Genomic DNA, 18821 nt, shown 5'->3' with positions numbered 1-18821 from the left:
ACTTTATTCATGACCTCATCATAAAACCAAAATCGAGAACAATGAAACAAACTCGCGAATCGTGAGCTTCCAGCGAGTGCAACGCTATGCTTACAACCATCTTGGTGGCATGACAGACGGAATGGGTAACAGATAAGGGTGATTCCGAAGTGAAATGTGGCAAGGTGTGTAAGAATCTACCATGCGTAGGAGAGTGATATTTACGATAATAATTTTTAATTATATACGTTCATTAATGAAATGTCAATAAAAAATAATGTAATATTGGCAAGGAAAGTAATATTGCGGTTGCGTTTTGTGTAAACGTATTGATGATGCTCCAAATAAAATTCCATTCACAAGTATATCCATATCCTGACAAATGCAAACAGGCTCACAAATCGCCACAGGAGCAATTTACAAGCCTGTACAAACCGGCGTATCAGCGTTTGCTAACGCCGCATTACTTTAGGATCGCCCCATTTGTGGAAATAACTTCTTTATACCAATAAAAAGATTTTTTGCGGTAACGCTCAAGCGTGCCGGAGCCATCGTCATGACGATCAACATAAATAAAACCGTAACGCTTTTTAAGTTGAGCTGTCGAAGCGCTGACAAGGTCAATACAGCCCCAGGTCGTATACCCCATCACTTCCACGCCATCTGCAATAGCTTCCGCAATCTGAACCAAGTGATCGTTCAAATACTGAATGCGGTAGTCGTCTTCAACCGTTTTCTCTCCTACTTCGTTAACAATCAGCTCATCAACCGCGCCCAGTCCGTTTTCAACGATAAACAACGGCTTTTGATAACGGTCATAGAAAGCGTTTAAGACAACACGCAGTCCTTGCGGATCAATTTGCCACCCCCATTCGCTGGATGGCAGATAAGGGTTGGCCACGCCCCCAAACAAGTTCCCCTCACCGGCTACGTTTTTTTCCGGGTCAGCCGTCTGGCATACGCTCATATAGTAACTAAATGAAATAAAATCAACGGTATGAAGCAACATTTCTTCATCGCCGGGCTCAAATTTGATCTCGATCCCGTTCTCTCTATAGTAACGCTTCATATAACCCGGGTATACGCCTCTTACATGTACATCGCCAAAAAAATAGTTCCGATGTTCGAACTCCATCACTTTAATCACGTCATCCGGATGAGGCGTTAGCGGATAGGCAGGCATACTTAGAATCATACAGCCGATTTTGGCCTGCGGATCAATTTCGTGGCAGAGTTTGACCGCAGTCGCACTGGCCACGAGCTCGTGATGAACGGCTTGATATAAATCTTGTTTGCTGAGTTTGTCTTTCGGTGTATAGATGCCTCCGCTCATAAACGGAGCTTCCAGCACAGAGTTGATCTCATTAAAGGTTAACCAGTATTTCACTTTTCCTTTGTAACGATGAAATTGGCCGCGACAGCCCCTCCCCACAGAAAATCGTTTGGGAAATTGATCTCAATCCGGCTGCTCTTGTTCATTGGCTACACTCCATTCCATCTCTGATTATGGTACACTAGATAAAGCCTTGACTTAAATCAAATAAATCATAAGTGTTGGAACGGGTTACATGTCAACTTTAACTTTTTAGAAGAGGGTACTTACATGTCAAAGTTTGAACAGATCATGTTACTCTCCGGTTATTCCAGGGCAACGGTGATCGAATGGCAACTGCTTGGGGCTGGCATAAAAACAGTTCATTCTAACACGCAATAATTAACTTTCCTCCGGAGACTTTCTTGTTCTCCGGTCCTGCTTCAGACACAAATAAAGGCATTTCCCAGCCACGACAAACAGCGCCGCCGTCATGACCTGCTGTACAATAATCATCGTTCCACCCCGGTTCCACCCTAAATTTTATGTGAACATCATTAGCAATGATAATCGTTATCATTATTTTACAAAGGGATGCTTCTTTTTTCAAGTGGCTTGCTCCGTTATGATGAATTTTCCCAAAAATACGGTAGTCTTCCTATCTGGTTCATTTCGAGGGAGATCCGACGATAAAACATGAGCATACGTCCGTCAAGCGGGATACCGTCGTTCCTACCTACTTCTCCTCTCCCGCTTCCTGACCGTTCTTCCCCTGGCGCTCGAATAAAATCGTTCCCAATGAGCCAAACTTCTCTCATATGAACAGTCGTGAGGGTGAGCAAGGATGTCAGCACAATCCAAAAAAGTGAATGAACAGATAGCGGACAATGAAAAGCAGTTGAAGTCCATCTTTCCCAAAGCTCCCGATCTGATTTTTCGAAGCGTCGATACGCCGGAGGCGCCTGAAGCGATGCTTATCTATTTCGAGGGCTTAATCGACAAGAATTCAGTCAATAATCATGTCCTCCAACCGCTGATCCAATCCTTAGCGAATGCGGAGAGCTCGCTCCCTATCACTGTCGGCGATGTGACATCGACATCTGACATGGATCAGGTCGAGAAGATGCTGCTCAACGGCAAAAGCGTGCTCTTTATCTCCGGGGCGGCGAAAGCGTACATCTTGGATACAAGCGGATGGCCGCAGCGCTCGATTACCGATCCATCGTCCGAGGCATCCATCAAAGGCTCCCACCAGGGATTCGTCGAGACCGCCACTCAGAATATCGCCCTGATTCGGCGCTATATCCCGAATCGGGAGCTCCAAATCAAGCAGTTGAAGGTCGGAACGAGAGGAGAAAACACCTTGTCTGTCATGTACCTTCGCGATGTGGCCAATCCGGCCGTGCTTCAGGAGCTGACCCGGCGCATCGAGAGGCTGGACATCGACTGCATCGTCAATACAGGCGAGCTGTCCGAACTGATCGAAGACAGCGTTTATTCCCCGTTCCCACAACTGGTGATGACGGAACGGCCCGATTCAGCGGCCTCCCATATTTTGCAGGGCCGCTATGTTATCGTTGTCGATCGTTCGCCGAGCGTCCTTATCGGTCCGGTATCGTTTGTATCGTTCTTCCAGAGCGTGGATGACTACAGTATGCGCTGGATGAATGCTTCCTTCATTCGGCTGCTGCGTTTTTTTGCGTTTATTATCGCCCTGTTTTTGCCTTCACTCTATATCGCGTTCATTACGTTTAATTTCGAGGTCATTCCTATCGAGCTTATTTTATCCGTAGCAGAATCGAGAGAGCGCGTTCCTTTCCATCCGTTTTTGGAAGCGTTCATTATGGAAGTGACCTTGGAAATGATGCGGGAGGCGGGAATCCGGCTGCCGGCGCCCATCGGCCAGACGGTCGGACTTGTTGGCGGCATTATTATTGGACAGACTGCCGTTCAGGCAGGCATTGTCAGTAACATCATGGTTATCGTCGTCGCCTCCACCGCGATCGCTTCCTTCATCATTCCCAGCAATGACATGGGAACGGCGATCCGCTTTTTGCGGTTTCCGATGATGCTATTCGCCTTCTTATACGGTTTCGTCGGCATTGTATGCGGGGCGATGCTGCTTATCTCTCACCTCTGCTCACAGACATCGTTCGGAACCGCTTACGGCAGCCCGCTGGCTCCCGTCCGCTATGCCGATCTGAAAGATACGTTTCTTCGCTTTCCGCTGTCGTCGATGAAGACGCGTCCTACCGGGCCGAAGCCACTGCAGTTCAAACGGCAACGGGAGAATCCACCGGAAGGAGGCGCACCAAAGTGAATTCCTATCGCATTACGTTCATGCAGTTCGCCATGTTGGTTCATGGTACTCAAGTCGCGGCAAGCGTCCTATCTCTCCCCCGCCAGCTCGCCGAGATCGCTTCTACAGACGGTTGGATTTCGATTCTATTGGCGTGGCTGATCAACCTGTTGTTCAGCGTGCTGATCGTAATCGTCGTGAGGCAATATCCGGAAGATACACTGCCGGAATTGCTGGAACGGCTATTCGGCGGGATGATCAGCAAGCTTGTGCTGGCGGTGGTTGGCTTGCATTTTGCCTTTATGTTCTGGGCGATATTTGTCGCGACGATACTGTATATCAAAGCGTGGTTCCTAGCGATGATGCCGATTCCGTACATATTGCTCCTAGTTGTCATTCCGGCCTATAACACAGCGCGGAAGCAGATTACCTATATCGCTAGATATTCTGAGATCATGTTTTTTTTGACGATTTGGATGGCCCCGATACTTCTGATTCCTTTGCGCGAAGGGTATCTTATCCATTTGCTTCCGGTTCTTAAGGAAGGCTGGGGACCCATTATACAAGCGATACCGACAACGACAACCGGCTATCTCGGGTTCGAGATCGTATTCTTCGCTTATCCGTTCTTAACGCGCAAAGATCTAGCTATCCAAGGCATCCTGCTCGGGAATACATTGACCATGCTAGTTTATGTATTTGTTACATTGGTCTGCTTCAGTTTTTTCAGTCCGGACGAGATCACGCAATACAATCAACCGATATTGAACCTGTTGAAGGTAATCGAGTTTCGGTTCCTGGAGAGGTTCGACATCATTTTCCTAGGCCTCTATTTGTTTGTGATATCGAGATCGCTGGTTCCGAATTTATACGGAGCTTCCGTCAGCTGCGCGAAGCTGTTCGGGACGAAGAACCATAGCTCGTGTACACTCGTCATCTGCATAGGCACATTCTTGATAGCGGCGTGGATCAAGCCTTCCTGGCTGGAGTCCCTGCGCTACTATCAATGGGTCGGTTATACCGGCATGTTCATCTCGTATCTGTTGCCTGTTCTCTTATATCTGTCAATCAAAATCTATCAGAAGCTGACGCCGAAGGAGGCGTTCCAATGATGCGGCGTGCCGTCACAATCGTCATCCTGCTGCTGGTTGTGCTCCCGCTTCCCGGGTGCGCAACCTATACAACCATTGAAAATATGACACTTCCCTTGCTGATCGGTCTCGATCTGGATGAAGAAGGGAATCTCGAGTTGGTTCTATCGAGTCCCGTCTTCTCGAAGGAGGCCGAGGAAAAAGAAGAAAAATTCGAGGTCCGTTCGACCACCTTGCGCCATTCCCGCGAAGAGTTCGATAAGCGGGGGCTGGGAATCACAACGTCAGCCAAGACACAAATGATTGTCATCGGCAAGCGACTTGCCGCAGAGGAGAATTGGGCGGCCTTGCTTGATTCGTTCTATCGGGACACCAGGAGCACCGTATCCGCTCGGGTCGTATACTTCGATGGCGCCGTTCGCGACCTGATTCAGTTTTCCCCCAAGGACAAGCCTCGCTTGCCTTTATATTTATCGAGGCTGGTGGAAACGGGTCTTTTTCGAAATGAGACCACCAAAACGATAATCCAGGAATTCCATCGGCATCTGCATGAGAAAGGGATGACACCGAGCATAACCAGTCTCCGCAAAGATAAAGAATTAGCCTTGACAGGCACCGCGCTGCTGGATAAGTCGTCCCGATTCAAAATGCTGGCCAATTCCGATGAGACGAAGCTGATAAACATTTTAAGAAAAAAAACGAGGGGGGAATTTCCCTTTACGCTCCAGCTTCCGATGTCTGCAGGAAAAGGACCCGGTAATGTCGACATGAAACAGGTCAGCTTCAATCTTCAGCGGATTAAGCCGAAGATTCATGCACGGTATGCCCAGGGACGCTTTGTATTCGATGTGAACGTCCGCTCCATCATCTATGTGATGGAACGTCTATTCCCATTCGACATCATGCAGCCGTACGATGAGCTGGAGCAGAAAATTGCCGCTAATCTGGAGCAGCAGTTCAGCAGTCTCATACGCAAGCTGCAAAAAGCGCGCATCGATCCGGTGGGGTTCGGGATGTACGCAAGGGCCTACGCTTATCCGCATTGGAAAAAGGCCCAGAACCATTGGGAGGATTATTTCGAAGATGCGATCGTCAATGTGAAGGTCAACGTGAAAATCATTAGTATGGGCGTCGTAAAATAAGCGGCGCTGAAGGGTACAGGGCTGTCCCGCCGTACCGTCTAACGTTCGGGGGCGAATCAGCCCTGCCCTATATCAACTACATATTTACACTGTTTTTCTGTCTGTCAGGTATCGCATCGTCGCTCTTGAACAGCAGCTTCAACATCGGCGGAGTTACCAGGGTCGTAATAATAACCATAATAATGATCGATGTGAAATACTCCGGCTGCAGCAGCCCGGACTGCAAGCCTGTGGCCGCTATAATAAGGGCGACCTCCCCTCTGGAGATCATCCCTGCGCCAATAGCCAGTGAAGAGCGGCTGTCGAAGCCGGTTACGCGCGCGCCCAGCCAGCCCCCGGCCAGCTTCGTCACGATAGCGATAATCGTAATGACTGCAAGCAGACCCAATTGGCTGCCGATGCCTTCGAACGACACATTCAGCCCGATGCTGACGAAGAAAACCGGAACGAAGATCGAATAAGCGACCGGCTCAACCTTATCCTCGACATCATGCTTGTATGGGGTCAGCGACACGGCGATGCCGGCGGCGAAGGCGCCGATAATGCCGGCCATCTGCATCCACTCGGCAAAATAAGAAAACGCAAAGCAAGTAATTAACGCGGCGCTAATCACCGCTTCGGTCACCTTGAGCGGAGCGAGCCACTTCATCACGCGCGGCACGACCAGCCAGCCCGCCACGAAAGTAATGGCGAAGAACAGGAGCTTCTTGCCGACGAGCATGCCGAGGGAGACGTCTCCGCCTTGACCGACGATGCTCATAATGAACGCCAGCAGGATGACAACGAGCACATCGTCGACAACGGCGGCCCCAAGTATCGTCGTCCCTTCTCTCGAATTGAGCTTATTCATTTCTTTTAGCACCTGGACGGAGATGCTGACGGAAGTCGCGCAAAAGATAACGCCGAAAAACAGCGCATAATTGGAAGAAAAACCAAATGCAATCGCTGCCCCGTAACCGCCAATGAAAGGCAGAATGATGCCGCCGACGGCAACCGTAAACGCCGATTTCCAGTTTTTGCGGAGCTGATCGACATCGGTCTCCAGTCCGGCAATGAACATCAGCAGCAAGACGCCGATTTCAGATACCTGAGTGATGAAGCTATCCTTCTCAATCCAGCCTAGCACAGCCGGACCGACCAGGATACCGACGATCAGCTTCCCCAATACGGCAGGCTGCCCCAGGCGGACCGATATGTCGCCGGCTACCTTGGTGCACAGCAGAATCAGAGCAAGATACAGAATGAATTCCATAGATGTCCCACACTCCTTGCAAAAATTAACAGTTCTAAAAAACACAAAGAGGAGCCCTAAATTGCCAGACTCCTCCAAAATAATAACGTATTTTTTTAGACCAATTATATTTATAATACTCCACTTTCTCGAAAGTTGCAAGCCATTTCCCCGTAAAAGTGAAACGGAACTTGCTACTTGAACAAGGATAGGCGTTGGGACGAGATAATGGTGGAGACAGCCGATTTGTTGATAAGGCTGTACTTGGAATCGATTTTGAGCACAATCGTGTACACATCGTATGACGTAATTATACCCTTCATTTGTATTCCATTTTTCGTAATAAGCGTGACGGACACTTCCTGCTGTATCGCTTCCGTAAGAAACTGTTCTTGCAAGCTGCGATCGGTAGATTTCTTCAAGTGCAATCATCCCCTTCCTTTTAAAGTCAACCTACTGCTAAGTTTACCAGATTTCAGACGGATTGAAAAAGAGTTGCAAGTGCCATGGAGGTGATGATTGCAATGCTGTGACCGCCTATGACGAGCATGGCAACGAAGCAACGGTTTCCTTCAGTGCCCACAAAAATTTGCGGCTCGATTCGTTCCTGCTCTTGTATGTCAAGGATGACAAGGAGGGCAGTGGGATTCGGCAAATCGGAAGATATGACGAAATAACGAAGGAGGCCATTCCGGCCAAGGCCAGAGAGAAGTTGCGAGTGGAATGAAATAAACCAAGCCCTGCCGAACCCGGCAGGGCTTACGTCGTCACTCGACGTTCAGCCATTCTCCACAATGCTGCGCCAATCCTTCCCTTCTTCAATTTATTGTTTCAACCCGATATAATGAAAGTAGAAACCGCACGATACGCGGTAAAAGGAGCAATGGAATCATGAAAGCAAAGTACCATATGACGACAGAACAAAACATTTTTGTAGCCAAGCGAAATATCATTGATTATATCTGGAAAAGTGCTAAGTTGGAGGGCTTTGCAGTTACCTATCCTGACACGGAGGCCATTTTCAATGGGTTAAGCGTCCCAGGCATCAAAGTGAATGAAATTGTTGGCGTAAACAATTTGAAACACGCTTGGCAGTTCATCTTAGGGAACCTCGATTATCCAATTGACCTGTCCTATATCTGCAAAATCAATCAATTGGTTGGTGGAGACAATCTGATTGTTCAGGCAGGCTATCTAAGGAAAGTACCCGTTTCCATTGGCGGTACGACATGGCGGCCCGACATGCCCGATGAACAACAAAGTAGAGAAGAACTTGCTGAGATACTAACTATCGAAAGTTCCACAGAGCAAGCCATTACCTTAATGCTTTATCTGTTGAGAAAACAAATGTTTTTGGACGGAAACAAGCGCACCGCGATGCTTTCTGGTAATCAGGTGATGATTGCTTCAGGTTCCGGGATTATCTCGATTCCCATTGAACATCAGCGCACCTTTACAGGCTTATTGGTGCAGTATTATGAGACGAATGACATGGGAGCATTAAAAACATTTATTTATGATTACTGTATTGACGGTATTCAGTTTGAGCCTATACAAGAGCAATATGATCCAGAAATCGAACGTTAATAGCTTACAGAGCCGCAATCACGAAAAAGTGGATGCAGCTCTTTTTCGTTTATCCCCCTTCTTCCTCATACGGCTACCAATTGGAAAACGGTGTGTCCCTGAAGGAAATTCAGGAGTGGCTCGGACACAGCCATTATTCGACAACGGCAAATATCTACGCTCACCTGGAGTATCATTCCAAGATTTCTTCAGCCCAGGTCATAAGCAATAGCTTGAGTCTGCAACCCACATAAAAAAGGCTCATAATTGCCTAAGCAACTACGAACCACGTTTGTAAGGTGGTGCGGTCGAGAGGACTCGAACCTCCACGGTATTGCTACCACTGGCACCTGAAGCCAGCGCGTCTGCCAATTCCGCCACGACCGCATTCAAAGCTATTAATATCGCCTCAACAATCATTAGTATATACTACTGGACAACCGCTGTCAAGTATTGAATACATGTATTGTTGTTCTTCTGAGATAATATCACTATGGGACAGGAGACAATCACATTGAGCAGCTCCAGCGTGAGACGCATCTTGATCGCTAAAGGACTCAAGCAAACGAAGCAACGACGCCGTACGAAAGCGCATCAGTCCCGCCAACGCGAGCCGAGGCTGGCATGCTTTGGCAGATCGATGCCACGCCTTATGCTTGGCTCGAGGATCGCGCTCCAGGCTTCTCCTTGCATGCAGCTATCGATGATGCTACTGGAACGGTCGTTGGTTCAATTTTCAGGAAGGTCCTTCTCTTCCAATTTAAGTGCTATCTTTTTTTCGCTTTTCGACGTATGATTGCGCAAATGCAAATACACCGTATGCTTCGTAATCTTGAGCGCGTTCGCCACGATCGTAACCGCATCCCTTATATTGAACACGCCCCGATCATACAAGAGGGCGATAATGTGCTTGTTCCGGTTCGCATACGAGATATCGGGAGAAGCGTCAACCGCTTCAATAGTTCGCTCGATCGTTTCCTGAATCATGTCCTCGACGGATGAGGCAAAATGCTCCGTTTGATCTCTCGATTCCATATCCGGGTGAGGCACAAAGGCTTGCAGCACCTGAGCAAACGATTCATCCAGATTCATGTTGATGCACAGCACCCCGATAATTTTTCCGGCCTCGCCCCGTATCGCAATCGTGCTCGACTTCATCAGACGATTGTTCTTGCTTCTCGTAAAATAACTGATCGCCTGCTTCGAGTTGGACTGTTCGATCTCTTGCAGCATTTGCAAAGCCAGATTGGTGATCGGCGCTCCTAATTCCCTTCCCGTATGATGCCCATTCGCAATCTTGATAACGGAATGCTGGTAATCTTCCAGACTATGCAGCACGATTTCGGAGGCATCCCCCATGTAATCTGCTAAGCCTTCTACCACCGAATCATACGACTGCAATATAGAACGATCTTGTTCCGTAAATCTCGTGTTCATGGAATCAAATCCTTCCTTGGGCAACCTGTATTAAGGCATTGTGGTCAATTATATCAACATCAGTTCATTCTATTAACGATCAGTAACATCATAACGCGAACGATGGGGGCAATCAATCCCCGATTCGCAATTTCTCTATCAAACCGCTAGAAGCAGACACCATAGTCTGATGCTAGCCTCGTATATTGCGCACTTTTACAATGGAAAAAATCCACTCCTCTAGTGGGTGTCTCGGCATAACTTGCGGCAAATTTTCAAACTCTAGCAGAAGCAGGATTGTATGTTTGGCATAAACTTGATATAATCAAATTAAGTTAAGACACTCAATTTTTTTTGATTAGATAAATTAATTTAAAATGAATTCAAGCTTAATTGAATCAACCAGGGAAATTTTTAGTTTTGAAAGCGATTACTCATCATCGTGCACACAAGGAGGATCATCAAGTATGGACATCGCACTCGGCACCTTATTGCTCTTACTGGTATTGTCCCTGTTCTCCCTCTTTAGCTTCAAAGCGCCGAACGGCATGAAGGCGATGGGCGCTTTGGCCAATGCGGCAATTGCCAGTTTTTTGGTGGAAGCGTTCCAAGGCTATGTAGGCGGAGACTTGTTCGGCTTCGATCTCGCGAAAGAAGTCGGGCTTGCTTCCGGCAGCATGGGCGGCGTAGCCGCCGCCGCACTAGTCTCGCTCGCGATGGGTGTCTCTCCTGTCTATGCGCTGCTGCTTGGCGCAGCCTGTGCCGGCACAGGCTTGCTCCCTGGCTTTATCGCCGGTTATCTCGTCTCGTTTATCGTCAAGCTGATTGAGAAGAAGGTTCCGGGCGGACTCGATCTCATCGTCTGCATAATCGTCGCCGCACCGCTCGTCCGCTTTGCGGCCAATATCGCGACGCCGATCGTCGACGCCACGCTGCTCAACATCGGCGGCATCATTACGACAGCAGCGGGCAACAATCCGATTCTTATGGGTATCGTCCTGGGCGGGGTCATTACCGTCGTCGCGACCTCGCCGCTCAGTTCCATGGCGCTTACCGCAATGCTGGGTCTTACCGGATTGCCGATGGCGATAGGGGCCTTGTCTGTCATGGGATCATCCTTTATGAACTTCGTGTTGTTCCACCGCATGAAGTTCGGCGACCGCAGAACTACGATTTCCGTGGCCATTGAGCCGTTAACCCAAGTGGACGTCATTTCCGCCAACCCGATACCGATTTATGTGACCAATTTCTTGGGCGGGGCCATGGCCGGAATCGTCGTTGCCCTGTTCAATCTGACCAACAATGCGACCGGCACCGCCACGCCGATTGCCGGACTGATGGTCATGTATGGCTTCAACGATGCGAAGACCGTCACGATCGCGGCGATTCTATGCGCGCTGTGCGGCATCACGGCGGGCTTCATCGGCTCGATCATCTTCAAGAAATTCAACATCCGCACCGTCGCCCAAATCCGCGGAACCGCAACCGCAACCGGGAACGAAGCGGCTTGAGCGTGTGACATGCATGAAGCTATAACCGGCGGCCAGCGGAAAATACCAAAGTCTCCCGGGCAGTCCCGATGCCGCCGGAGACTTTTAACGTGTCAGGTTCAGCGCTTGGAGGGGACAAGGAAGCCCGTTCAGCGCTGCTGTACCCGCATCACGCCCTGGGATAGGCGCATGACCGCCTCTGATAGCGACCCGATCGGATCGCCACGACCAACGTGCATACCTCGTTGTTACGAACAAGCCGCTACCAGTTGCAATCCGCTGCTTCGTCATGGCATCCAGCGCCCCGTCGGGGAAGCAACGCCCGTAAACGCGTGATAAATTTCCTTATCAGGGGAAGAGGCCACTAAGCTTCGTTTCCTATGATAATCGGTACAAGCCGGTTTTATCCCTCCGGCCGGTCAGGTGAATGATGCATCATCAATCGGGATTCACGCTTCAGCTTCTTGTACGCATTAATGAACGAAGCGGGATTGTCGCGGACGAAATAAGTCTCCACCCCGCGATGAGTATGCAAATACAGAAAGCCAATCGCATCCGATCCGCCGTGCTTGCGATGACAAGACATATCATAGATATGCGACATGGCGATCCGCTTGTCCCGGATCCGCACCTCATGTGCGTGCAGTTCGATATGGAACGAAGCCTCCGTAACCCGTTCCTCGTTGCAATCAATGGTCCTCGTAATCTCGACGCATGCCTGTACCGCCAAAACGCTCACCGTTGTCCCCCCTTAATCCGTTGAAGAGTTTTCCCTTTACGACCATTATAAAGGAAAAATAGGGGCGTTCGCCAATCGGCCGCCGCCATGCATTCGGACGGGAACCAGATCGACGGCGGTAATCAGCAGCAGGACGCTGCAGATCGCCTCCGCATATAAACTCATGTTGGAACACAAAAAAAGCTCTCTACAAAAAGAAAGCCGGGCCGTCATCCGATGAGCTGTCCGCAGGTCAATTCAACCTGTCGCGGCACCCCATCCGCTCATCGCGAATGCAAGCGTATGGAACGGGGATGAAGGCACAGATCGGAGAGCACACCGAACAACAATCTTTCTCTTGGGAAACTTTTTTGTCCTGCTCAAAATCGACTGCTAGGTGGGGTCTATTTGTCGTTCACCTTTTCAGTGGGTAAAAAATCAACGGCGTATCTACCGTTCCCACTCCTCTTCTTCCTCCTGCAGATCGCTGTACGCAATGTTCTCTTTCACATCGGTGCTGTAGTCATCCACCCAAGCTTGCGGGTTTCGGGAAGAAACCGTCTCCTGCAAACGCTCAATTCGCCTGCGTAGAGCCAAGCAAACCGCGTTAGAGCGAGCTTCGTCCACAAAGAGCGAACCGCGGAAAATATCCCGTACCTCTTCTTCAATCCCGTCCAGCACAGACAAGTCCAGCCAATCGAAGGAGGTCACTAGCTTGATCTGCTCGTTGTGGTCCTGCTTGAACGGCTTGCAGGTCAGCTTGCCGTCTGCACGAATCAAGCCTAACGGCTTGGAAAACCAAAGCGACGATCCGCTATCGTAAATCGGCGCTGGCCCGATCCATTCCAGCGTCTGTGCATGGCGAATAACACCAAAATTGTTCTGATGCCGGTCTTCATTGGCAATCAGATAATCCACTACAATCATTCGGTCAAGTGCCTCAACAATGCCGGGAATACCAAGCACCTCACAGCAGTTCACGTAATGCTGATACACCGCAACATCGTTTGGCTTTTGCTGGGTATGCATCACATACCAGGCGGTAATGAGTTCCGTCTTCGGGGTAATGAAATTTTCACACACACTGTAAGGATAATCTTCCTGTACCATCGGCGTATACGGAACATGGGGAATATCCAATCGTTCCATAATCTTGCTGGCAATCACTTCATTACACGGTTCCTGCTGGGTCGCGCCGCTCCCCCCTTTCACCAGACATCGTTTGCCGTCCATAATGGCCCATTTCTTTTTCAACCAACCATCGGATGTATTGTCCGGTGACATCAGGCTCATGGCATCTGACGAGCCTTTCCCGAACAACACATTCCCAACATCCCCAGAAAAGGGATTGTCGAAAAAGTTAATGGCACTCCACCTCAAATCCGATGCAGACGGACGAATCCAGTATTGATCGGATAAGCTCAATCCATAGCTTTTATCCAGAAGTTTTTGTGTCGTAGACAGGTTCAGTTCAATGAGCGCTTCTTTAATGCCGTCCCGGCTGGCCGGAATAGCACGGCCTCTCCACCATTCATTGAGTGCCGCGCGGTCTATTTTCCCCTTCTTGACAGGTATCCCTAACGGCATATGCTTTTCACTGTAAACTTGTCCAATCGCTGAAATGGAGACTGTCGCTTCATCCAGCTCAATCTCAGTCACGGGTTCATTCTTGTGCATGAGTGTGTAGGATTTATTCCAAGATTCGACCACACCGTTCACTCCATTTCTCGGTTCCTCCCTTCTATTATACCAAGCCTGCGGAAGCTTCGTCATGAAGGCTTGAAAAATTTCCATTTCATTGATTGGCTGTGCTCGTCCAGGAGAGATTGGGCTTGAACCCTTTTTCGGCGAGTCTGTTCATCTCGCCCATCCGGCTGTCTCGCCCGAAGCGCAGTGAGATTGCCGCCGTTCCGCCGCAGGTTAAGGTGGTTCGGCATGTCAGGCAGGTGTATGCCTGCCGTCACTGCGAGCGCCATGAGCTGCAGACTCCCATCGTTTACCGGATTCAACGGCTATTTGCACGTAAATAGAACCCGACATAGAAAACATGCTTGGAGCATTGCTGGTTCCAAGCATCACAGTAGTATAAGCTAAATGATTGCTTAAACACGTTAGTCACTATTAATTTCCAGTGTGGAGATATAGATTCCCACTCCTCTGTCCAGTTCGCAGATATATAAGTAAAAGCATTATAGGGCTTTTCGCTAGATGGGGGCTTATACCCCAACACATCCTCCACACAGTTTAAAAGCATCATTCTTCTGTTCTCGTCTCCTACCGCCTCAAGGATGGGGTTATTAAAAACCTCTGCACCCTTATTTCCCTCATCCTTGTCATGAATAACAACAGGATTAATTCCCATCGCTCTAAGGTACTTAACGAGGGCAATAATCGTTGCTTTCCCTCTGGCCTTGACAATTTTCCAGTTGCATTCAACATCTTTCCTCACAATCTCAGGCATCCGACTAAACGTTTCCCGTAAAACGATATCCTCCGTATCTGCTTCCACTACTAATACATGTTTGGAGAAGAACACGCGGGCAATATGGTCATCTAACTTCAATAGCATTTTGACATACGTCTTCTCATCTGCCTGACAAGGAACGGGCCGATGCGCTGCTCTCCATTTACAACGACAGATTCAATACGATTCGTCCCCGCACCTATGGCGGCGATCATCTGATGTTTCAGGGCATGAATCAGGAAATGAGCTTACGCAAGCATCAACGGGATGTGGCAGCCCGCATTATTTACTCCGGCACAGCGCTTATGGCTCATGAAGTCGGAGCTGGAAAAACGGCGGCGATGATCACTGCAGGTATGTATTTAAAAATGAAAGTAAAAAGGACGACCTGCTCACTTTTGAACAGCTTGGCGTGGATATGCTATTTGTCGATGAAGCCCATGCCTACAAAAACTGCTTCACTTTTACCAAAATGCGCAATGTAGCCGGGATTGGCAAATCCAGCAGCCAACGGGCCACCGATATGCTGCTCAAATGCCAATACTTACAAGAGACTACCGGATGAAATCCCGTTTTGCCAAGTTTCATAATTTGCCGGAGCTGATGAGCATGTTTCGTCTTGTTGCCGATATACAAACTGCTGATATGCTGAAGCTCCCCGTTCCACGGCTAGAGGGCGATAAAGCTAGTGTCATCGTGAGTGACCGCTCCCCCTACCAAGAGCAGATGATGGATGAGTTTGTCGAACGAGCCGAAAAAATTCGAAACAATGAGGTTGATGCTAAAGAGGACAACATGCTCAAGCTGACTCATGAAGCCAAGCTGATGTCCATTGACCCACGCCTTGTGAATGAGGATGCCCCCGCTGATCCGATGTCCAAGTTGAATCTTTGCATTAACAACGTATTTGATGTTTGGCAAGAGACGCAAACTAATTGACTTACCCAAGTTATTTTCAGCGACAGCGGCACTCCAAAACTAGGGCAGTTCAATGTGTATGATGAAATAAAGTCCCAATTGGTTCTTCGCGGTATCCCGGAGCAGGAAATCGCCTTTATTCATGATGTAAATACGGACGCTGCGCGTGAAGCATTGTTCGAGCAGGTGCGCCGCGGCGAAATCCGAATCCTATTAGGCTCCACGCAAAAAATGGGAACCGGGACGAATATACAAACAAAACTTATCGCTGCCCATCATATCGACTGTCCGTGGCGACCTTCCGACATCATCCAACGGGATGGCCGGATTCTACGGCAAGGCAATCAAAACGAAGCGGTACGGATTTTTCGCTATGTGACCAAAGGAACATTCGACTCATATTTGTGGCAAATCCAAGAGCAAAAGCTGCGTTACATCTCGCAAGTCATGACAGGCAGAAGCATTTCCCGCTCCTGCCATGATGCCGATGAAACGGTGCTATCTGCGGCTGAGGTGAAGGCTGTTGCTGTGGGCAACCCAATGCTGCGGAGAAGATGGAAGTGGACAATGAAGTCATCCGCCTCAAGCTGCTCAAGACAAACTGGCACAACGAGCAAGTCATGCTGGAACGGCAGCTCAGTCAGCATTATCCGCGAGTGCTGGCTTCCTGTGCGGAAAAGCTAGAGCAATATCAGGCAGATGAGAAGCTCGTTGAACAGCACCGACTGCAAGACTTTTCAATCACCTTGGACGGTACGGTTTATAGCGAGCGTCCCCAAGCAGGAGAAGTGCTGCTGATTTTATCCAAAGTAACTGAACTGGAGCATCAGGCTATAAAGGTAGGCCAATTCAAAGGCTTAACTCCACACTGGAGTTTAAGGAATTACAGGAGCAAGGAGTAATGGATGACCCTGAAGATGAGCAACAGAATGAGGGTTTGGGAGAACGCAAAGGAATGGAACACTAACCTATGAAAAAAGAAAACCGCTCCAAAGGAACGGAATTCAATAGGCTTGCTTACGCCAATCTTCAATGGTTTGGACAGAAAAACCGGTAGCTTGGGCAATGGATGAATCATCCATCCCCATTTTAATTAACTGTTTAGCCACGTCTTGCTTGCCTTTTATCTCACCAATTTGTTCGCCTTTGTCTTGCCCTCTGCGTTCAATATCATCTAAGATTTTTTCTAATCCCATGAATGAAGCATCCCCTTTCACGTTTTGGATAAACTGGTGCAAACTTGGCTCATTCTCCGGCAATTTCTGCAATAAAATGTTTGCCATCCAAGCCACAAATTTCTGTTGACTGTCTGTCGGCATCTGCTGAATCGTATTCATCAGCTTGCCTAGACGATTCAACAACTGCTCCTGGTCTTCTGTCTGATCCAAAAGGAAAACGGAGCCTATCGTATTCGACAACGACAATAATTCTTCTTCTGTATATCGTGCGACATCAATTAGCAAATATTCAAAATTGAGCAGTTCCGAACCAAACAGATTATCGTTAGCAAGAAGCTTGCGGAACTCCAACTCCGCCGTCCATTTTTGCTTTCCATTATACAACACAATCGGAACAATCGGTGGCAATTGAAATGTTTTCCGGTTAGACAATGCATCCTCTTCATTTTGCAATAAGTAGCGCCAAATCTCCACCTGATACAAGAGTAACCGATAAGGCATCCGGTAATCCACACTGGATTGCATCTCCAGGAGCAAATAAAATACGACATCTTGGCCGTTCAGATTTACCCGGTAGACCAAATCAGCTTCCTGGCGCTTAAAGTCCTGTAGTACGAAGGAATGCGGAATCTCCTGTACATGTTCCTCGTTCACTGCTTGCACCCATCCTTTATTTATGAAAGAACGAAGCAGTTCAACAAAAAGCTTTTTACTGGAGAGCAAAAACCGGTAGGAGGTATCATGACGCTGATGTACCGTTTCTGGGTTCACATCTGAAGACATCCAATCTGCCCCTTTCCAAATTCCTAACTATATTATACGATTTTCCATCTTCCTAAACAACAAATGGAGGGATGTGCCCATGGCACAACATGCCCCGTTTACCAAAGAGCAGATTAAATCAGCTAATCAGGTGAATCTGATTGAATTTGCAAAATCACATGGCTATGTACTTGATAACGGTGGCCGCCGCGCATATCATGCCAAGCAAGCGGCGGTCTATATTTCTTTAAGGATAGCAATCGTGTTCTGTCTGGATAATGATGCAAATGCTACTTATAGCAACGGCAGCCCCGCTCCCAATTGAGGGCAAGGATATAAATAATGATTTACTTACATTAATCTGTAAATCAGATTTGGAACACAATTACAAATCCCCAGCCGAAACTGATGCTAATGCTGACATTGCATATGAATAAAATAGAAAACCAAAAACGATTAACAGAGGATTGCTCCATATTTGTTTACATGTCTTGTATTTTTACGCACATATGATAAAGGTGTGTATTTTTACCTGAACGATTATGCGTCGTTGTCATGAATCTTATATCAGAGTATGAATAATCTTTATCAGCATTTGTATCTGAAGAGACAAGCATTACTGGATATTCACGTGTTTTGACATAGTTGCAATACCTGCCCCAAAAAGACCCAAAATCTTTAACTTTGACATATGACAAACATACATTGAATGCATTTCCTGTTGTATCGTAAGAATATATCTTGTCAAGATGAACATCAAGATAATTAGTATTTAAGCTATATAAATTAAGGGCTTCAATAATAGTAAAAGGCATTCTATCATTTTCAACAAAAATATCAATTTCGCCAGATGATTTGCCACTGGCAGAACTTCCGCGTCGAGTTTGGTCTTTTATCCGATATCCGTTTGTTTCAAGTAAATCTGTAATAAAGTCATTTCGCTCATCTTCTGTAGTGCTAACGTAAAGCTTACGTGCTTGAAGTTTGATGCAGGCCAAGTAAAGATCACGAATAAATAAATCGGTTAGTGACTCTGTATTTTGTGGAGGCTTGAAGAAAATCTCCTTTGTAATATTTATCACTTTTATTGCATAAATATTTTTACCTTCAATACGAAGTGGACCGAATTCTATTATTGGTTGCTCAGATAACAAACTGAGTGCTCTTTTGTACGAAAATGACACCTTGCACGAAGTAGCAGGATGTAGTTCTTTACCCTGAAATAGAAGGGTTCTGTAAAATGGCACAAAAAAAC

The 18821-nt window shown here is 47.8% G+C and carries 19 protein-coding genes, 1 tRNA gene and 4 pseudogenes; 13 read left to right on the top strand and 11 right to left on the bottom strand.

The window, feature by feature from the left end:
• Positions 1–442: 442 nt before the first annotated feature.
• A pseudogene (locus tag PPOP_RS00720) lies at positions 443–1387 on the bottom strand (glycoside hydrolase family 1 protein); the annotation flags it as partial.
• Positions 1388–1679: 292 nt separating this feature from the next.
• The gene (locus PPOP_RS21555; protein WP_148277791.1) at positions 1680–1901 is read right to left on the bottom strand and encodes a hypothetical protein; all 222 of its coding nucleotides are present in this window, start codon (positions 1899–1901) and stop codon (positions 1680–1682) included.
• Positions 1902–2135: 234 nt separating this feature from the next.
• Between PPOP_RS21555 and PPOP_RS00715 the strand changes: the two genes are divergently transcribed.
• From PPOP_RS00715 to PPOP_RS00705, 3 genes are read left to right on the top strand one after another with little or no spacing between them, the layout of a single operon-like run.
• Complete coding sequence (locus PPOP_RS00715; protein ID WP_006284046.1) at positions 2136–3611, top strand: spore germination protein; 1476 nt, start codon at positions 2136–2138, stop codon at positions 3609–3611.
• Entirely contained in the window at positions 3608–4702 is a 1095-nt protein-coding gene (locus PPOP_RS00710; protein ID WP_006284045.1) for a GerAB/ArcD/ProY family transporter, read from the top strand. The genes PPOP_RS00715 and PPOP_RS00710 overlap by 4 nt, the downstream gene beginning before the upstream one ends.
• On the top strand, positions 4699–5823 hold the full coding sequence (locus PPOP_RS00705; protein WP_148277790.1) for a Ger(x)C family spore germination protein: 1125 nt from the start codon (positions 4699–4701) through the stop codon (positions 5821–5823). The genes PPOP_RS00710 and PPOP_RS00705 overlap by 4 nt, the downstream gene beginning before the upstream one ends.
• Before the next feature lie 76 nt (positions 5824–5899).
• Here PPOP_RS00705 and PPOP_RS00700 read toward each other — a convergent pair whose 3' ends face one another.
• Together PPOP_RS00700 and PPOP_RS00695 are read right to left on the bottom strand one after the other, a co-directional pair.
• Positions 5900–7075, bottom strand: a complete 1176-nt coding sequence (locus tag PPOP_RS00700) for a cation:proton antiporter (RefSeq protein WP_006284043.1) — start codon at positions 7073–7075, stop codon at positions 5900–5902.
• Positions 7076–7248: 173 nt separating this feature from the next.
• A complete protein-coding gene (locus PPOP_RS00695; protein WP_042226856.1) occupies positions 7249–7476 on the bottom strand; it encodes an RNA chaperone Hfq in 228 nt (75 codons plus the stop codon).
• Positions 7477–7583: 107 nt separating this feature from the next.
• On the opposite strand from PPOP_RS00695, the gene PPOP_RS00690 reads away from it, so the two are divergent.
• On the top strand, positions 7584–7781 hold the full coding sequence (locus tag PPOP_RS00690; RefSeq protein ID WP_006284042.1) for a DUF1093 domain-containing protein: 198 nt from the start codon (positions 7584–7586) through the stop codon (positions 7779–7781).
• A gap of 164 nt (positions 7782–7945) precedes the next feature.
• Positions 7946–8641 carry a Fic family protein gene (locus PPOP_RS00685; protein WP_006284041.1) on the top strand — a complete coding sequence of 232 codons (696 nt, stop codon included), beginning with the start codon at positions 7946–7948 and terminating at the stop codon, positions 8639–8641.
• A gap of 279 nt (positions 8642–8920) precedes the next feature.
• Here the strand turns inward: PPOP_RS00685 and PPOP_RS00680 are convergent.
• A tRNA-Leu gene (locus tag PPOP_RS00680) sits at positions 8921–9007 on the bottom strand.
• A 115-nt stretch (positions 9008–9122) separates the two neighbouring features.
• Between PPOP_RS00680 and PPOP_RS25665 the strand changes: the two are divergent.
• Positions 9123–9361: pseudogene (locus tag PPOP_RS25665) on the top strand (ISNCY family transposase); the annotation flags it as partial.
• Here PPOP_RS25665 and PPOP_RS00675 read toward each other — a convergent pair.
• Positions 9350–10057 carry a helix-turn-helix transcriptional regulator gene (locus PPOP_RS00675; protein WP_006284040.1) on the bottom strand — a complete coding sequence of 236 codons (708 nt, stop codon included), beginning with the start codon at positions 10055–10057 and terminating at the stop codon, positions 9350–9352. The pseudogene PPOP_RS25665 and the gene PPOP_RS00675 sit on opposite strands and share 12 nt — an antisense overlap.
• A 446-nt stretch (positions 10058–10503) precedes the next feature.
• Here PPOP_RS00675 and PPOP_RS00670 point away from each other — a divergent pair, with 446 nt between their 5' ends.
• The gene (locus tag PPOP_RS00670; protein WP_006284039.1) at positions 10504–11547 is read left to right on the top strand and encodes a PTS sugar transporter subunit IIC; all 1044 of its coding nucleotides are present in this window, start codon (positions 10504–10506) and stop codon (positions 11545–11547) included.
• Positions 11548–11929: 382 nt separating this feature from the next.
• Here the strand turns inward: PPOP_RS00670 and PPOP_RS00665 are convergent, their stop codons facing one another.
• Both PPOP_RS00665 and PPOP_RS00660 read right to left on the bottom strand, forming a co-directional pair.
• Positions 11930–12265 carry a hypothetical protein gene (locus PPOP_RS00665; RefSeq protein ID WP_042226847.1) on the bottom strand — a complete coding sequence of 112 codons (336 nt, stop codon included), beginning with the start codon at positions 12263–12265 and terminating at the stop codon, positions 11930–11932.
• A gap of 429 nt (positions 12266–12694) precedes the next feature.
• On the bottom strand, positions 12695–13954 hold the full coding sequence (locus tag PPOP_RS00660; RefSeq protein ID WP_006284037.1) for a HipA domain-containing protein: 1260 nt from the start codon (positions 13952–13954) through the stop codon (positions 12695–12697).
• Between the two features lie 176 nt (positions 13955–14130).
• On the opposite strand from PPOP_RS00660, the pseudogene PPOP_RS19810 reads away from it, so the two are divergent.
• A pseudogene (locus PPOP_RS19810) lies at positions 14131–14241 on the top strand (IS66 family transposase zinc-finger binding domain-containing protein); the annotation flags it as partial.
• Positions 14242–14249: 8 nt separating this feature from the next.
• On the opposite strand, the gene PPOP_RS00650 reads toward PPOP_RS19810, so the two are convergent.
• The gene (locus tag PPOP_RS00650) at positions 14250–14813 is read right to left on the bottom strand and encodes a TOPRIM nucleotidyl transferase/hydrolase domain-containing protein (RefSeq protein WP_006284036.1); all 564 of its coding nucleotides are present in this window, start codon (positions 14811–14813) and stop codon (positions 14250–14252) included.
• Positions 14814–14926: 113 nt separating this feature from the next.
• On the opposite strand from PPOP_RS00650, the gene PPOP_RS23725 reads away from it, so the two are divergent.
• From PPOP_RS23725 to PPOP_RS23710, 4 genes and pseudogenes are all read left to right on the top strand, one after another.
• Positions 14927–15193, top strand: coding sequence for a hypothetical protein (locus PPOP_RS23725; RefSeq protein WP_052516563.1), 267 nt, complete (start codon positions 14927–14929; stop codon positions 15191–15193).
• 76 nt (positions 15194–15269) lie between these two features.
• Positions 15270–15647 carry a hypothetical protein gene (locus PPOP_RS23720; protein WP_052516562.1) on the top strand — a complete coding sequence of 126 codons (378 nt, stop codon included), beginning with the start codon at positions 15270–15272 and terminating at the stop codon, positions 15645–15647.
• A gap of 54 nt (positions 15648–15701) precedes the next feature.
• A pseudogene (locus tag PPOP_RS23715) lies at positions 15702–15908 on the top strand (hypothetical protein); the annotation flags it as partial.
• A gap of 278 nt (positions 15909–16186) precedes the next feature.
• Positions 16187–16528, top strand: a complete 342-nt coding sequence (locus PPOP_RS23710; RefSeq protein ID WP_052516561.1) for a hypothetical protein — start codon at positions 16187–16189, stop codon at positions 16526–16528.
• A gap of 102 nt (positions 16529–16630) precedes the next feature.
• On the opposite strand, the gene PPOP_RS00640 is transcribed toward PPOP_RS23710, so the two are convergent.
• A complete protein-coding gene (locus PPOP_RS00640) occupies positions 16631–17587 on the bottom strand; it encodes an Rpn family recombination-promoting nuclease/putative transposase (RefSeq protein ID WP_042226843.1) in 957 nt (318 codons plus the stop codon).
• Positions 17588–17666: 79 nt separating this feature from the next.
• On the opposite strand from PPOP_RS00640, the gene PPOP_RS00635 reads away from it, so the two are divergent.
• Positions 17667–17891 (top strand): hypothetical protein, encoded by a 225-nt coding sequence (locus PPOP_RS00635; RefSeq protein WP_006284032.1) that lies wholly within the window; start codon positions 17667–17669, stop codon positions 17889–17891.
• A gap of 157 nt (positions 17892–18048) precedes the next feature.
• On the opposite strand, the gene PPOP_RS00630 is transcribed toward PPOP_RS00635, so the two are convergent.
• On the bottom strand, positions 18049–18821 hold a 773-nt coding region (locus PPOP_RS00630), incomplete at its 5' end, for a hypothetical protein (RefSeq protein ID WP_234399629.1).

The sequence above is a fragment of the Paenibacillus popilliae ATCC 14706 genome (assembly GCF_000315235.1).
In the GTDB taxonomy this organism is placed as follows: domain Bacteria; phylum Bacillota; class Bacilli; order Paenibacillales; family Paenibacillaceae; genus Paenibacillus_B; species Paenibacillus_B popilliae.
This window is presented reverse-complemented; position numbering and strand designations above follow the sequence as displayed.